12 protein-coding genes and 1 riboswitch are annotated in these 14,861 nt (G+C 68.6%); of the genes, 4 read left to right on the top strand and 8 right to left on the bottom strand.

Annotation, left to right across the window (positions count from 1 at the left end; translation table 11 throughout):
* Positions 1-31 precede the first annotated feature (31 nt).
* The 5 genes from ABZV91_RS15750 to ABZV91_RS15730 form a co-directional block, all read right to left on the bottom strand.
* Entirely contained in the window at positions 32-1,468 is a 1,437-nt protein-coding gene (locus ABZV91_RS15750; RefSeq protein ID WP_355241354.1) for a wax ester/triacylglycerol synthase family O-acyltransferase, read from the bottom strand.
* A 615-nt stretch (positions 1,469-2,083) separates the two neighbouring features.
* On the bottom strand, positions 2,084-4,123 hold the full coding sequence (locus tag ABZV91_RS15745) for a glycosyltransferase family 39 protein (protein WP_355241373.1): 2,040 nt from the start codon (positions 4,121-4,123) through the stop codon (positions 2,084-2,086).
* A 62-nt stretch (positions 4,124-4,185) separates the two neighbouring features.
* A complete protein-coding gene (locus tag ABZV91_RS15740; protein ID WP_355241351.1) occupies positions 4,186-5,439 on the bottom strand; it encodes a bifunctional glycosyltransferase family 2/GtrA family protein in 1,254 nt (417 codons plus the stop codon).
* 341 nt (positions 5,440-5,780) lie between these two features.
* Complete coding sequence (gene thiD, locus ABZV91_RS15735; RefSeq protein ID WP_355241348.1) at positions 5,781-6,620, bottom strand: bifunctional hydroxymethylpyrimidine kinase/phosphomethylpyrimidine kinase; 840 nt, start codon at positions 6,618-6,620, stop codon at positions 5,781-5,783.
* 224 nt (positions 6,621-6,844) lie between these two features.
* Positions 6,845-7,402 (bottom strand): TetR/AcrR family transcriptional regulator, encoded by a 558-nt coding sequence (locus tag ABZV91_RS15730; RefSeq protein WP_355241345.1) that lies wholly within the window; start codon positions 7,400-7,402, stop codon positions 6,845-6,847.
* Positions 7,403-7,441: 39 nt separating this feature from the next.
* Between ABZV91_RS15730 and ABZV91_RS15725 the strand changes: the two genes are divergently transcribed.
* Positions 7,442-8,686, top strand: coding sequence for a KasA/KasB family beta-ketoacyl-ACP synthase (locus tag ABZV91_RS15725; RefSeq protein ID WP_355241342.1), 1,245 nt, complete (start codon positions 7,442-7,444; stop codon positions 8,684-8,686).
* Between the two features lie 172 nt (positions 8,687-8,858).
* Here the strand turns inward: ABZV91_RS15725 and ABZV91_RS15720 are convergent, their stop codons facing one another.
* Positions 8,859-9,212, bottom strand: coding sequence for a nuclear transport factor 2 family protein (locus tag ABZV91_RS15720; protein WP_355241339.1), 354 nt, complete (start codon positions 9,210-9,212; stop codon positions 8,859-8,861).
* 118 nt (positions 9,213-9,330) lie between these two features.
* Here ABZV91_RS15720 and ABZV91_RS15715 point away from each other — a divergent pair, with 118 nt between their 5' ends.
* Both ABZV91_RS15715 and ABZV91_RS15710 read left to right on the top strand, forming a co-directional pair.
* Positions 9,331-10,110 (top strand): helix-turn-helix transcriptional regulator, encoded by a 780-nt coding sequence (locus ABZV91_RS15715; protein WP_355241336.1) that lies wholly within the window; start codon positions 9,331-9,333, stop codon positions 10,108-10,110.
* Between the two features lie 123 nt (positions 10,111-10,233).
* Complete coding sequence (locus tag ABZV91_RS15710; RefSeq protein ID WP_355241333.1) at positions 10,234-10,857, top strand: SDR family oxidoreductase; 624 nt, start codon at positions 10,234-10,236, stop codon at positions 10,855-10,857.
* A gap of 301 nt (positions 10,858-11,158) precedes the next feature.
* On the opposite strand, the gene ABZV91_RS15705 is transcribed toward ABZV91_RS15710, so the two are convergent.
* The gene (locus ABZV91_RS15705) at positions 11,159-12,307 is read right to left on the bottom strand and encodes a GTP-binding protein (RefSeq protein ID WP_355241330.1); all 1,149 of its coding nucleotides are present in this window, start codon (positions 12,305-12,307) and stop codon (positions 11,159-11,161) included.
* Positions 12,308-12,560: 253 nt separating this feature from the next.
* On the opposite strand from ABZV91_RS15705, the gene ABZV91_RS15700 reads away from it, so the two are divergent.
* On the top strand, positions 12,561-12,980 hold the full coding sequence (locus ABZV91_RS15700; RefSeq protein WP_355241327.1) for a hypothetical protein: 420 nt from the start codon (positions 12,561-12,563) through the stop codon (positions 12,978-12,980).
* A gap of 100 nt (positions 12,981-13,080) precedes the next feature.
* On the opposite strand, the gene thiC is transcribed toward ABZV91_RS15700, so the two are convergent.
* Positions 13,081-14,709: a phosphomethylpyrimidine synthase ThiC gene (gene thiC, locus ABZV91_RS15695; protein ID WP_355241324.1), complete on the bottom strand. Its 1,629-nt coding sequence runs from the start codon at positions 14,707-14,709 to the stop codon at positions 13,081-13,083.
* Positions 14,700-14,824, bottom strand: a riboswitch (TPP riboswitch). Its footprint overlaps the gene before it by 10 nt.
* Positions 14,825-14,861: the final 37 nt, after the last annotated feature.

Here is a 14,861-nt window from a genome sequence, read left to right as displayed (position 1 = left end):
CCCGCCGGTATCCGGCGGGGCCCGCGGCGCGTCAGCCGAGGGCTTCGGCCAGCTCGCGGAACGATTCCCGCAGCAGCTCCCGATAGCGGTCGGGGTCCGGCATCATCGCCTTGTCGACGCTGAAGGTGAGTACTATCTCCTCGCCCTGTGCCGAGATCAGGTGCCGCAGTCCGTCACCGTCCATCGGCGGGAGGACACCGAACACCCGCAGCACCGGCGCGCCGCGGAAGGACAGCCCGGCGCCCAGCGGCGGAACATTGCTGATCGTGGTGTTGTGCAGCGGAACCGAGGACAGATCGGTGAACGAGCGATGTGCTCGCGCCCAGCCCGCCGCCCGCAACAACCAGGCCGGGGCGGTCTCGACCCGCGCGGCATGCCGGAGCACCGCCGGATCGCTGTGCCGGCGACGCTCCCGGCGTACCGACTCCCGGATCGCCGCCAAACGGGCCCGCGGATCGCGGTGATCGGTGTGCAGATCGACCGTCATCTGGCACAGCTGGTTCGCCGAATCCCATTGCGCGACACGGCGCATCGACATCGGGACCATCGCCGCCAATGCCGCCGGTGGCGTCTCGTCCTTCTCGTCGAGGTAGGCGGCGAGTGCACCCGACACCACGGTCAGCACGACATCGTTGACCGTGACGCGTTCGGCGCACCGGTCGCGCAATGCCGTCACTTCGGACAACGGCAGGAACACCTGCTCGACCAGTACGGTCGGGCCGATGGTGCGGTTGAAGCGGGTCGCGGGGCGTAGTGGCGCCGGTTCGTGCAGCAGTCCGGCCTCGATCCGGGCTCGCGCCGCGGCGTTCGCCGCCCGGGTACGCGACAGTCCTCTCGCGAAACGGCCCATACGGTAGGGAAACAGCGCGGCGGCACGTAACCCCGCCGCCGATCTCGACCACCGGTTCGCCGTCGGTGCGGCCGGTGCCTCCCGGCCGCCGAAGAGCTCCAGTTCGAGTTCTCGGGTCGCCACACCGTCGCAGGCGCTGTGGTGGAATTTCAGCGCGACGACCGTGACTTCCCCCGGAATCTCCGGAACGGCGCGGACTCGGTCGAACACCTGGATCTGCCATGGCGGTCGCGTGAGATCCATTGGTGCCATGGCTATTCCCGCGAGCCGGGCTCGCACGGTGTCCCAGTCGGCTCCCGGAAGGCCGGCTACCACGTGCTCGGCGATATCGAGTGCCGGATCGGGCACCCAGTACGGCAGGTCCAGATCCAGTGGTACACGCTGCAATCGCCGCTGGAACAGGGGCGCGAAACCCAGCCGCGCTCGCGCCCAATCCCGCAACGCGGCGGAATCCACCGGCTCGGTCCCGGTGGAGTCGAAAATATAAACCGCGACGATATTGGAAGGGTGCCGATCGGTTTCGTCGTAGACGAACACCGCGTCGCGGGCCGCCAATTGCTCTTTCGCCACAATGCCTTTGGCTCTTTTCGTGGCGAGAACTCCACTGTTCCCGTACATCACCATGTTTCCTGCCGAGCGGTATCGATATGAGGAATTGCCTGGTCGTGCCAGGCGGCTGAGTCGATCCTAGCGTTCCGGCGCGCGGCGTCCGGAGTGAATCGAACTGTCAGGAACATCGAAATTTCAGAACTCGGTGAATTAGCGGGGATGTGCGGAGGAGTGCCGCCCGGAATTCTTCTCTGTCTCGGACGGCGTATCGGGATAGTACATCCCGGTCGGTTTCCCGAATGGGTTCCTTGTTTCCGATCCCGGGGCATTGTCTCGTTCGCCCGGGGGTGTGCGGCCGGCCCGTGCCGCTCGCCGGGGCCGCCGCTCGGCGGTGGGCCGAGAACCTCGCGTAATAGCGGGGAAGAATCAACTGGACCGGATCGCCGGATATTTGCTCCAGGAGGCGTTGGATCGTGGAACCACGTGCGCCGCCACCGTGTTCCGGCCGGCGGGGCGGAACATGACCCGCCCGGCGGGTGGGCGGTGCCCGACTCGGACAATCGAGCCGGGCAGTGCTGCTACGGCGTTCTCGACGAGTGGTCCTCCCGGCCCGAGCGGCACGGCGGGCGGGACGCCGACGGCCCGGACCGAACAAGGTACGGGCCCTCGGCGTTCGCGGCCGGCTCATTTCGGCGCGGTGAGATCGTAGAGCGTGACTCCGTCCACTTCCTTCGCGGTGAAGTTGTCCGCGACCCACTGGGATATCGCGGAGGTCGTGCCCTGCCGGCCGCCCGGCCCGAATCCGCCGCCGCCGATGAAGTAGTGGATCTGTCCGGCGGCCACGTACTGCTGGAACTGCTCCAGCGTGGGCGAGGGATCGCTGCCGTTGAACCCAGCGATCGGCATGACGGGCAGTTCGGCGGCCAGCTGATATCCGGCGGCGCCGTTGGAGGAAATGGTGGCCGCGACCCAGGTGTAGGCGTCGCCGTTCTCCTTCAGCAGTGCCACGACCGCGTCACCGGGACTGCTCGCGTTCAGGAATCCGCCACCGGGCCCGCCCCGGCGGTTGCCGTCGCGTCCACCGTCGGTGCCGGTGGCCCGGGCACCGGGCGCGGTCCCGCCGTCCGTCGTCCCGGGCATACCGTCGGGACCACCGTTCGTTCCCGGCCTCCCGCCGGGCCCGCCGTTCATTCCGGGCATACCACCGGGACCACCGTTCATACCCGGCAGTCCGCCGTCGTCCATGCCGACCGGAAAGCCCGGCATCTCGCCACCCATACCGGGCGGACGCATCCCGCCGAACATCCCCGTGTTCGGTCCGGCGGTCGGAATCGCGCCGGCGTGACCGGTGTTCAGAGTATCGACGGTGTAGGCGACCGGCCCGGCCAGACCCACCGCCGCGGCGAGTACCGCGGCCGCCGCGGCCGCCCGACCGCGCAGCGGAACGATGAGCGTGACCGCCGCGACGATGCCACCGGCCAGCACCGCCCACCGCAGCCACGGCAGGAATTCCGCACTGCGCGAGAGCAGCATCCAGGCCGTGGCGGTGGTCAGCCCCACGGCCGCCGCGGCCGCCGCGCGCACCCACCACCGGGACCGTTCGCGCCAGAACAGCACCGCGCCGATGCCCACCAGCGCGGCCACCGCCGGAGCCAGCGCCACCGTGTAGTACTGGTGGAAGATGCCGGCCATGAAGCTGAACACCAGGCCGGTGCCCAGCAGCCAGCCACCCCACAGCAGCACCTGTGCGCGCGGACCGTCGGCGCGGGGGGCGCGCCCGCGCAGCAGCAGTCCGGCGGCCGACACGACCAGCGCCGCGGGGATCAGCCAGGCGATCTGTCCGCCCTGCATCTGGTCGAACATGCGGGTTATCCCGGTCCGGCCCCACATACCGTTGCCGCCGGGCGGTAGTTCACCGCCCGGGCCGACACTGCCGGTCTCGTTACCGTTCAATCGGCCCAGCCCGTTGTAGCCGAGAGTCAGTTCGATGATCGAATTGTGCTGCGAACCACCGATATAGGGCCGAGAATCGGCAGGCCACAGCTCCACGGCCAGTATCCACCAACCGGCCGCCACCACCATGGCGGCACCGGCGGCGAACAGCTGCGCGATACGTGTGCCTAGCCTCGGCGGTCCGGCGAACAAGTACACCAGCGCCAGGACAGGCACCACCAGCATGACCTGCAATTGTTTGGCCAGGAAGCCGAACCCGATGAAGGTGCCGGTGAGCAGCAGCCAGCGCCAGCGCCCGTCGTCGAGCGCGCGCGTCATCGCCCACACCGCGGCGACCATCAGCAACACCAGCAGCGCGTCCGGATTGTTGAACCGGAACATCAGCGCGAACACCGGGGTCACCGCCAGCGCCGGCCCGGCGATCAAACCGGCCGACGGGCCGAACGAGCGTCGCACGATCGTCCGGACCAGCGCTACGGTCGCCACGCCCAGCAGGACCTGCGGGACCAGAATGCTCCAGCTGCTCAGGCCGAACAGGCGCACCGACAGCTCCATGAGCCACAGCGACGCGGGCGCTTTGTCCACGGTGATGGAGTTCGCGGCATCGGAGGAACCGAAGAAGAACGCCTTCCACGACACCGAACCGGCCTGGATGGCCGCCGAGTAGAAGGAATTGGCCCAGCCGTTGGCGCTCAGGTTGTAGAGGTAGGAGAGGCCGGTGGCGAGTAGCAGTACCGCCAGCGCGGGGTACTCCCAGCGGTTCGCGCCCATCGGTCCGGGAGCGGACGCGGCGGCCGCGGGCGCCCCGGTTCCGGCGGAAGTCGCGGTCACCGTCATCGAGCGACCTCCCCCGCGACCGGTGCCGGGCGGCCGCTGTCCCGGAACACCCAGCGCAGCCCGACGAACCGCATGAGGGTGGCGATCAGGTTCGCGACGACCAGGACGCACAGCTCCAGCTGCACCGGGGCACCGGGCGCCCAGTGGTGCAGGGCGAACAGGGAGCCGCTGGTCACCAGCAACCCGAACCCGAAGATCAACAGGCCCTGGAACTGGTGCGACACCATCCCGTTCTGTCCGCGCACCCCGAAAGTGAACGTCCGGTTGGCGGCGGTATTGCCGATCGCGGTGATCAACAGGGCCGCGAAATTGGCGGTCTGCGCACCGGCCATCGGCTGCCACAGCAGGTAGAGCAGCATGTAGGCGAGCGTGGAACCGACCCCGACCAGCGCGAACCGCACCAGCTGGCCCACCATACCGAGCGGCACCCCGGGTACCAGCGGCTCCCGGCCCACCGCCGCGCGGAGTTCGGCCAGCGGCAGCGATCCGGTGGCCAGTGCCCGGCCCATCCGCCAGATACCGCGCAGATCCTTGTACGCGGTATCGACGATGTCGACGCGACTGTCGGGGTCGTCGATCCAGTCCACCGGCACCTCGTGGATCCGCAGCCCGGCGCGTTCGGCGATGACCAGCAGTTCGGTGTCGAAGAACCATTCCCCGTCCTCGACCAGCGGCAGCAGCTTGCGCGCCACCTCGGTGCGCATGGCCTTGAACCCGCACTGGGCGTCGGAGAAGCGGGCCCGCAGCGAGGCTTTCAGCAGCAGGTTGTAGCAGCGGGAGATGAATTCGCGCTTCGGTCCGCGCACCACCCGGGAGCCGGAGCCCAGCCGGGTGCCGATCGCCACATCCGAATGTCCGGAGACCAGCGGCGCGACCAGCGGCAGCAGCGCGTTCAGATCGGTGGAGAGATCGACATCCATATACGCGACGACCTGCGCGTCCGAGTCCTGCCACACCGTCCGCAGCGCCCGCCCGCGGCCCTTGGCGTCCAGGTGGACCACCCGGACGCCGGCCAGCTCATCGGCGAGCAATTCGGCCACCGCCAGCGTGGAATCGGTGCTGGCATTGTCGGCGACGGTGATCCGCGCCGGGAACGGGAACCCGCTGTCGAGACAGTCCCGGAGCCGGCGCACACATACGCCGAGGTCGGTTTCTTCGTTGTACACGGGAACCACCACATCCAGCACCGGCGGCGCCGCGGTGTCTTCCCTGAGGTCCGCCGCTGCGGCGAGGGTCACGGTCTCGGTCATGTGGACCAGAGTCGGTGGGCGGGCTGGGGCCAGGCTCCAGCCGACCTGCGAGGTTGCTGTGTATATCGCCCCGCTTTCGGCGGGGCGGGTCGGGGCCCTCGTGACCCCGATTCTTCCCTCCTCCGCTCAGTCCGGAATCGGGGCGGGCCCCGACCACGAATGCCGACCGTGCGGAGCGGAAGTGAGGTATACGCGGATGGGGCGGGAAGGCGGCGCGCCGGGCCGACCCGTCCGGTGTCACTGTGCGAACGTCGTTGTTCGGGTCTCCACTCCGTTGTGGGGATGTTCGTGACACCCCGAGTATGGACCCGCCCACCGACAGGTTCGCCGTGGCGGCCGGGTCAGCCGAGCCGCCACAGCGGGGACACCGGTCCGTGGCCTTTGCCGAGGTCGTAGGCGGCTGCCAAGCTGCGCCGGGTCCATTCCTTGGCGAATTCGAAGGCGTCGGGGACCGAATAGCCGTGGGCGAGCGCGCAGGCCAGGGCCGCGGCCAGGGTGTCGCCGCCGCCGTGGTCGTTGCCGGTCTCGATCCGCGGGGCGGAGAACTCCAGGAACCGCTCTCCGTCGAACAGCAGATCGGTGCTCTGCGCCGAGGTGCGCAGGTGGCCGCCCTTCACCACGACCCAGCGGGGTCCGAGCGCGTGCAGCGCCTCGGCCGCGGCGCGCGCGGTCGCCGCGTCGGTGACCTCCACCCCGGTCAGCAACCGCACCTCGTCCAGGTTGGGGGTGACGATGGTCGCCAGCGGGAACAGCGTGTGCCGCACGGCGTCGAGTGCTTCGGTGTGCAGCAGCGGGTCGCCGTGCATGGAGGCCGCGACGGGGTCGACCACCAGCGGTATCTCGGCTTCGTGCCCGATGCCGACCTCCCGGCAGACCCCGGCCACCGCTTCGATGATGTCGCTGGAGGCGAGCATGCCGGTCTTCACGGCGCCGATACCGATATCCCCGGCCACCGAGCGCACCTGGTCCGCGACCACCTGCGGGGGAATTTCGTGGAACCCACTCACGCCCACCGTGTTCTGCACGGTCACCGCGGCCACCGCCACCAGGGCGTGCACCCCGCACAGGGCCATGGTCCGGGTATCGGCCTGGATTCCGGCCCCGCCGCCCGAATCGGTACCGGCGATGGTGAGCACCCGGACCGGGGTCTGTCCCGGGGGTGTCAACGGCAACAATCTCACCCGGTCACCCTACGTGGGCGGGGTTCGGGCCCGGGTGGGTGTCTCGAGTCGGTGGGTATCGGGCCCAGGCTGTGAGCGGTTCGGTGTCCAGGGTCGGGCCGACGGGTTCGGGCGGTTCTGCTCCCGGCGATCCCGCTGTTCGGTGTCGCTGTCGCGGGACACTCCACCACCATGCGGACAGGCTCCGGGGCGGTCCGTCCCCCTGCCCGACGAATGCGCCGGTATCAGCGGATGGTGTGGTCGATGAGTCGCCGGGCCGCCCGGTCGGTGCGTTCGACATCGCCGGTGATGAGCCGGTCCTGCAGGATGCCGCGCAGCCCGGAGACCAGCACGGTGGCCACCACTTCGGGTTCGTCGTCCGGGTCGAGCGCGCGCAGGCCCGCGGTGAGGGAGGTGACGAACGCCGCCGTGGCCTTGCCGGCGTAGCCCGCGTACGGGCCGTGCGGCGCACAGGCCGCGCCGAGGACCTGGAGCATCACCCGCACACTGACCGATTCCGGGCCGGTGGTGTTCGAACGCCAGAAATCCCAGAGCCGCTCCCGCAGCGCGGCGGCGTCGTGCACTTCGGCGAAGACGGCCGTGAGATCCGGGCGATGGGTTGCCAATGCCTGGACCAGCAGTTCTTCCTTGGTGCCGAAGTAATAGATCAGCATCCGCGAACTGGTACCCAACGCGGCGGCCAGCGGACGCAGTGAGAGGTCTGCGAGTCCGCGTTCGGCGATGTAGCGCACGACAGCGTCGAGGATGGCGGCGCGTTTGGCGTGGTCTAGTGGACGGGCCATGGGTTGACTGTAGCGAACGCTACAGGTATCCATGAGCTCGTGAATGTACCGATCGCTTCAGAAACTCCGGCGGCGGCCCAGGTGGTCGTCACCGGGTACGCGGGCGCCACCTCGATCGCCGGCGATATGGACGAGACCTGGTCGGGCCTGCTGAACGGCCGATCCGGTATCACCACCCTCGATGACGAATTCGTGGCCGAATACGATCTGCCGGTACGTATCGGCGGGACATTGACCGCCCACCCGGGGCCGCAGCTCACCCGGGTCGAACAGCGCAGGCACTCCTACGTCGAACAGCTCGCCCTCGTCCTCGGACGGCAGGTCTGGCACGCGGCGGGGCGTCCGGAGGTGGAAGGCGAGCGGCTCGCCGTGAGCATCGGCACCGGGCTGGGCGGCGGCGACGCGCTCATCGACGCGGTCGACGCGATGCGCGCCGGCGGCTACCGCAAGGTTTCGCCCATGGCGGTACCCATGGTCATGCCCAATGGCCCGGCGGCGACCGTCGGCCTGGAAATCGGTGCGAAGGCGGGAGTTTTCGCGCCGGTCTCGGCGTGCTCGTCCGGTACCGAGGCCATCGCGCACGCCTGGCGGCTGATCGCCACCGGTGAGGCGGATGTGGTGGTGGCCGGTGGGGTGGAGGGGCATATCCATGCCGTGCCGATCGCGGGTTTCGCCATGATGCGGGCGATGAGCACCCGCAACGACGACCCGGCCGGCGCCTCGCGGCCGTTCGACCGGGACCGCGACGGTTTCGTCTTCGGCGAAGCCGGTGCGCTGATGGTGCTGGAATCGGAGCGCCATGCCCGCGCCCGGGGCGCCCGCGTCCACGCCCGGGTGCTCGGCGCCGGAATCACCTCCGACGCCTATCACATCGTCGCCTCCGATCCGGCGGGCGAGGGCGCGGCCCGCGCCATGCGCAAGGCGATCGCCGTCGCGGGCCTGGCGCCCTCCGATATCCGGCACGTCAACGCGCACGCCACCTCGACATCCATCGGTGACGCCTCGGAGGCGGCCGCGATCGAGGCGGTGACGCCCGAGGCCTCGGTCTACGCGCCCAAATCGGCGCTCGGGCACTCCATCGGCGCGGTCGGCGCCCTGGAAACCGTCCTCACCGCCCTCACCCTGCGGGAACAGGTCGTACCGCCCACCCTCAACCTCGAGAACCCGGATGTCGACCTCGATATCGTGCACGGCCGCGCCCGGCCGCAGCGGATCGAGTACGCACTGACGAATTCGTTCGGATTCGGCGGCCACAATGTGACGCTGGCGCTGGGCCGCGCCTGACGCGACGCCCGACGCGCGGACATGTGCCGCCACGAGCCGGCGCCGCGGCGCCCGGGGCCGGACGGGCGCCGCGTCCGGCCCCGGACGCCTCACCCCGCAAGGCCGGACCGGCGCAGCCGACGGCCGCCTCGGCTCCCGGCCGCCACCGGGTGCGGGACCGGCCGTCCCGCGATCAGCCCGGCACCTTGTCCAGGAAGCCCAGCACCGTGTCGATCCGGCCCTGCTCGTCGGTGACCAGAACGTCGAAACCGATGATCAGCGGTTCGGCGTCCGCGGGTCCCAGACCCCACTGGAACCGGACCTGACGGTGGTGGGCATCCGGCTCCCCGACCGGTGTGAAGACGAACCCGGGGAATTGTTCGTGCACCGCGCCGATGGTCGCGCCGATCGCGTCGAGACCGGCCGCCTCGGCCAGCGGATCGACATAGGACGCTTCCGGGGCCCAGTACGTGTTCAGCAGTTCTTTCCGGGCGGCCGCGTCGGTGGCGTTCCAGGTCTGCAGGTAGGCGGTGACGATGTCTTTCATCGGTGAACCTTTCCGGGGTTGTGTGAACCAGGTGCCATAAGCATCGGCGGGATCGGCCGCCCGGGCGATTACCTCGGAGGTAATGGGATCGGTTACCGGCGTGGCTACGATTGCGGGTGTGGTGATCTCGGATACCGAACCCTCGGTCGGCGGCCTGCTGCGGTCCTGGCGAGAGCGACGCCGGCTGAGTCAGTTGCAGCTCGCGTCCGTGGCCGAGGTGTCCACTCGACATCTCAGCTTCGTGGAAACCGGGCGCTCCCGGCCCACTCGCGAAATGGTCGAACGCCTGGCCGGGCATCTGGACGTCCCGCTGCGCGAACGCAACGATCTGCTGCTCGCGGCCGGTTACGCGCCGAGCTACGGCCAGCGCGAGGTGGACGCACCGGAACTACGTTCGGTGATGGACGCCTTCCGGATCCTGCTGGACGCGCATCTGCCGCATCCGGCCCTGGTGCTGGACCGGTGCTGGGATGTGGTCGACCGCAATTCCGCCACCGACGCGCTGCTCGACGGTTGTGCCCCCGAACTACTGGAACCACCCGTCAACGCCATTCGTATCTCACTGCACCCCGGCGGTCTGGCGCCCCGGATCCGCAACCTCGGTCAGTGGCGCGACCACCTGCTCGGCCAGGTGCGCGGCCGGTTGGACTCCACCGGCGACGGCCGGTTGAAAGCGCTGCTCGACGAGGTATCCGCCTATCCGTGCCACGGCGGTGGCACCCGGGCGCGCACCGATGTGGTGGTGCCGTTGCAACTGCGGGTGGGCGAGGCCGAACTCTCCTTCTTCAGTATCACCGCCTCGGCTCTCTCGGCCACCGATGTCACCATCGACGAACTCCATATCGAAGCCTTCTACCCCGCCGACGAGGCGACGGCCCGGCTGTTGCGCACCAGCTGAGCCCCGCCCGGAACCGTAGACGCTCGCTTATGCGGACGAGCGTTCGAGCCATGGTTCGTCTCGCCTCCGATTGCTGTACTGGAACAAGCCGAAAGGCAACAGGTTTCGAGTCAAGGAGCAATCATGCGAATCGCGGTTTTCGGAGCGACCGGTACGGTCGGGCAGCACATCGTCGAGCAGGCGCTGGCACGCGGGTACGAGGTCACCGCACTCACCCGCGACGCCGGCCGGATCACCCGCACCCACGAGAACCTGCACATCGTGGAAGGCGATGTGCTCGACCCGGGTGCGGTCGAGCGGACCGTCTACGGCCAGGACGCGGTACTGGTGGCGCTGGGCAACGGCCGCAAGGGCGTGGTGCGGGCGGAGGGAACCCGCGCAGTCATCGAGGCGATGAACCGCACCGGTGTGAAACGGCTGATCTGCCAGTCCACACTGGGAGCCGGTGACAGTCGCGCCAATCTGAACTTCCTCTGGAAATACATCATGTTCGGCCTGCTGCTGCGCCCCGCCTACGCCGACCACCAGCAGCAGGAGTCCTATGTCCGGGCCAGTGGACTGGAGTGGACCATCGTGCGGCCCAGCGCTTTCACCGACGGTCCGCGCACCGGCACCTACCGGCGTGGGTTCGGCGCCGACGAAACCGGGCTGAGCCTGACGATCGCCCGCGCCGATATCGCGGAGTTCCTGCTCGACCAGATCACCGACCGCACCTACGTTCACCGGGCGCCCGGGATCTCCCACTGAACGATTCCAGGAGCGACGCCGGCGCCCGCGAGCTCGGTGGCCGGGGGTCCGCTGTTGTCGTGGTCTGTTCCGAACCTAGCCCCGCCGCCGGAATCGATATACCGAACGCCGGAACGACCGCGGCCCGGTCACCTGTGCGGCGCCCCTCTCGATCTCTCGTCGGCGAGCCGAATCGACGCGACGAACGATTCGGCGCTCGGGGACGGGCCGATGCCGCGATGAGAGTCCGGCCGGGTGCCGGCACGGTGTGGAGTGGTATCGGGCAGACCGGGGTCGGGGCGACCGAGCGCGCACCTCGGAATCAACTGTGCTGGTGCAGTGTGTCCCAGGCGGGAAACGGGTCCGGGTAGCGCACCCAGGCGCGCGGCCCGGCCGCGTATTCGGCATCGGTGAGCAGCGCCGCGTCGAGCGCGCCGCGCAAACCCTCCCGATCCAGCTTCACTCCGATGAACACGATCTCCTGCCCGGCCGGGATATCCAGGGCCGACCACCACGCCGCGGGCTCGAAGGTGAGGTTCGGCCCGGCCTGCGACCAGACCGCGGCGATCTCGGGACGGGCGGCGATCCAGCAGAAGCCCTTGCTCCGCAACAATCTGCGCAGGCCGGCCAGGACATCGGCGAGGCGTTGCGGGTGGAACGGACGGTCGGCGGTGTAGGTGAGACTGCTGATTCCGAATTCCTCGGTTTCGGGAGTGTGCCCACCGGCCAGTTCCGCGTCCCAGCCTTCGGCGGTCGCGGCGACGGCCGGGTCGTAGCGCCCGGTGTCGAGTACCTCGGCCAGTTCGACGATCCCCTTGCTGGTGCGGATGAGTTCGGCGCGCGGATTCATCCGCCGTAGCGTCGCCTCCACCGCGCCGGCCACCGCCGGGCTCACCAGATCGATTTTGTTGAGCAGTAGGACGTCGGCGAATTCCACCTGATCGGACAGGAGTTCGGCGATACCGCGTTCGTCCCCGGCGCCGGCCTCCAGCTTCCGGGAGGCGAGTGTCTCCCCGCGGGTCACCTCGGTGAGGAAGGTCGAGGCGTCCACCACGGTGACCATGGTGTCGAGCCGGGCCAGTTCACCCAGGGAGAACCCGTCCTCGAATTCCCATTCGAAGGTCGCGGCCACCGGCATGGGCTCGGAGATACCGGTGGATTCGATGACCAGCTGGTCGAATCGTCCTTCCCGGGCCAGCCGGCCCACCGCCTCGATGAGGTCCTCCCGCAGGGTGCAGCAGATGCAGCCGTTGGTGAGCTCGACGAGCTTCTCCTGGGTCCGGTCGAGATGACCCTGCCCCGCGATCAGTGCCGCGTCGATGTTCACCTCGCTCATATCGTTCACGATCACCGCGACACGCCGTCCCTCCCGGTTGGCGAGGATGTGGTTGAGCAGGGTGGTCTTACCGGCGCCGAGGAACCCCGACAGGACGGTTACGGGCAGGGGAAGGCGGGGGCGGTCGGTACGCATATAAGTAATGATAACGGTTTTCATTAAGGTTCCGTCGGCCGCCCGGCAACGGCCAACCGACGACCGTCAGTTCTGGGAAGCGGCCTGTGATTCGTCGAGGTGCCGCGCCTATACCTTTACGGGGGCTGCGATCCCGAATCCGCGTCGTCGGGTCGTTTCACGGTGGCGCGGACCACCGGCCCCGGCCGCGGAGACTGCGCCACCGCACCCGCGCTCGGGTGGCGTCGTGTGATGAACCGTCGGAACGGGAAATATGATCGTCGTAGAGATACTCGTATGGGGCTTGGTCGCGGGCCTGGTCAGCACTGCCGCGATGGCGGTCCTCTATGCGAACCCGTGGGTGGCGCGCGTACAGTCCCACCACCGGAGAACCGTTGATACCGGACAGAGCGCACCCCCGGCTCCACGGAGGTTCGCCGCGCACTTCCTGGGCACTCAACTCGAGGCGTACATCATGACCATCGGCTACGCGTGGCTGCATCCGCTACTGCCGATGAACGGCTTGCTCGGGGCGATGGCCTTGGCCGTGTTCTTCACGGCATTACGCGTCTGCGCGCCGGTGTGGGCACTGTGGATGCAGGGAAACTGTTCGAGCGGCTACCTCGCTGTGGAAGTCGCCGGCGGACTGCTCGGCAGCGTCGTCACCGTGCTGTCACTCTACGTGCTCATGTAACGATCCGAGCCCGCCGGCGAGCGCACCGCTGCGGACCCGAGCTGAGGACCGGGCGATTCTCGGCCCGGCTCCACCGAATCGGTGGAGCCGGGCACAACACTCAGGGGGCCAGGGGCAGGTACACCCGTTTACCGTTTTCGGTGAACTCGGCCGACTTCTCCGCCATCCCGGCCTCGATCGCGTCGGCATCGGTCAGATGGTGCTGCTCCGCGTAGGCGCGGACGTCCGCGGAGATGCGCATGGAACAGAACTTCGGCCCGCACATCGAGCAGAAATGCGCCGTCTTCGCCGGTTCCGCGGGCAGCGTCTCGTCGTGGTACTCGCGCGCGGTATCGGGGTCCAGGGACAGCGCGAACTGGTCACGCCAGCGGAATTCGAAACGGGCCTTGGACAATTCGTCGTCGCGGCGCTGCGCGTGCGGATGCCCTTTGGCGAGATCGGCGGAATGCGCGGCGATCTTGTAGGTGATGACGCCGGTCTTCACATCGTCCCGGTTCGGCAGGCCGAGATGTTCCTTGGGCGTGACGTAACAGAGCATCGCCGTCCCGGCCTGCGCGATCATCGCGGCACCGATGGCCGAGGTGATGTGGTCGTAGGCGGGCGCGATATCGGTGGCCAGCGGGCCGAGCGTGTAGAAGGGGGCCTCCTCGCAGAGCTCCTCCTCCAGCCGGACATTTTCCACGATCTTGTGCATCGGCACATGTCCCGGGCCCTCGATCATCACCTGGACACCGTGTGATTTCGCGACCTTGGTGAGCTCGCCGAGAGTGCGGAGTTCGGCGAACTGGGCCTCGTCGTTCGCGTCGGCGATCGAACCGGGACGCAGCCCGTCACCGAGCGAGAATGTGACGTCGTAGCGCGCCAGGATCTCGCACAGCTCCTCGAAATGGGTGTACAGGAACGATTCCCGATGGTGGGCCAGGCACCACGCGGCCATGATCGAACCGCCGCGCGAGACGATTCCGGTGACCCGTTTCGCGGTCAGCGGCACGTAGCGCAGCAGCACACCGGCGTGCACGGTCATATAGTCGACACCCTGCTCGCACTGCTCGATCACGGTATCGCGGTAGATCTCCCAGGTGAGCGCAGTCGGGTCACCGTTGCACTTCTCCAGTGCCTGATAGATCGGCACCGTGCCCACCGGAACCGGTGAGTTGCGCAGGATCCACTCGCGGGTCTCGTGGATGTTCTTGCCGGTGGACAGATCCATGATGGTGTCCGCGCCCCAGCGGGTGGCCCACACCATCTTCTCGACCTCCTCGGCGATCGAGGACGAGACGGCCGAATTGCCGATATTGGCGTTGATCTTCACCAGGAACTTCTTGCCGATGACGGTCGGCTCCAGTTCCGGATGCCGGTGGTTGGCCGGGATCACCGCGCGCCCGGCGGCGACCTCCGCGCGCACCAGCTCCGCCGGCACCCCCTCCCGGGCGGCGACGAAGCGCATCTCGGCGGTCACGATCCCGGCGCGGGCCCAGGCCAGCTGAGTGCGCGGGCCGGGTACATCCGGCTTTTCCCACTTGTCCCGGAGCGCGGGCAGACCCGACTCCAGGTTTATGGTCGCGGTGGGGTCGGTATACGGGCCGGACGTGTCGTAGACGTCGAAATGATCGCCGTTGGTCAGCTCGATCCGGCGCACCGGGATGCGCAGACCGTCGATATCCCGATAGTGCTTGACGCTGCCCTCGATCGGACCGGTGGTCACCGAATCGACAGGTGTGGTCGTCATATTTCCTCCCTACGCCGGCATTACCCGGTCAGGTTCATACGGTCGACGGCCCTGAACGCTCCGTGGAGCTAGCCGTCCTCTCAGCCCGCTGGTGCGAGCCCCCGTTGGCATGTGAAATTTTCCGCTGCCGACCATACCCGCCTCGGACCGTA

Origin of the sequence: Nocardia sp. NPDC004568 (assembly GCF_040609955.1) — a bacterium.
In the GTDB taxonomy this organism is placed as follows: domain Bacteria; phylum Actinomycetota; class Actinomycetes; order Mycobacteriales; family Mycobacteriaceae; genus Nocardia.
The sequence above is the reverse complement of the archived record's forward strand: the minus strand, read 5'-3'. Positions and strand labels throughout refer to the sequence as shown.

Bases quoted from the DNA above. Each gene is read 5' to 3' on its own strand.
- ABZV91_RS15700 (WP_355241327.1), top strand. From the start codon at position 12,561: ATGATCGTCGTAGAGATACTCGTATGGGGCTTGGTCGCGGGCCTGGTC.
- thiC (WP_355241324.1), bottom strand. From the start codon at position 14,709: ATGACGACCACACCTGTCGATTCGGTGACCACCGGTCCGATCGAGGGC.
- ABZV91_RS15740 (WP_355241351.1), bottom strand. From the start codon at position 5,439: ATGACCGAGACCGTGACCCTCGCCGCAGCGGCGGACCTCAGGGAAGAC.
- ABZV91_RS15750 (WP_355241354.1), bottom strand. From the start codon at position 1,468: ATGTACGGGAACAGTGGAGTTCTCGCCACGAAAAGAGCCAAAGGCATT.
- ABZV91_RS15710 (WP_355241333.1), top strand. From the start codon at position 10,234: ATGCGAATCGCGGTTTTCGGAGCGACCGGTACGGTCGGGCAGCACATC.
- ABZV91_RS15705 (WP_355241330.1), bottom strand. From the start codon at position 12,307: ATGCGTACCGACCGCCCCCGCCTTCCCCTGCCCGTAACCGTCCTGTCG.
- ABZV91_RS15730 (WP_355241345.1), bottom strand. From the start codon at position 7,402: ATGGCCCGTCCACTAGACCACGCCAAACGCGCCGCCATCCTCGACGCT.
- ABZV91_RS15720 (WP_355241339.1), bottom strand. From the start codon at position 9,212: ATGAAAGACATCGTCACCGCCTACCTGCAGACCTGGAACGCCACCGAC.
- ABZV91_RS15745 (WP_355241373.1), bottom strand. From the start codon at position 4,123: ATGGGCGCGAACCGCTGGGAGTACCCCGCGCTGGCGGTACTGCTACTC.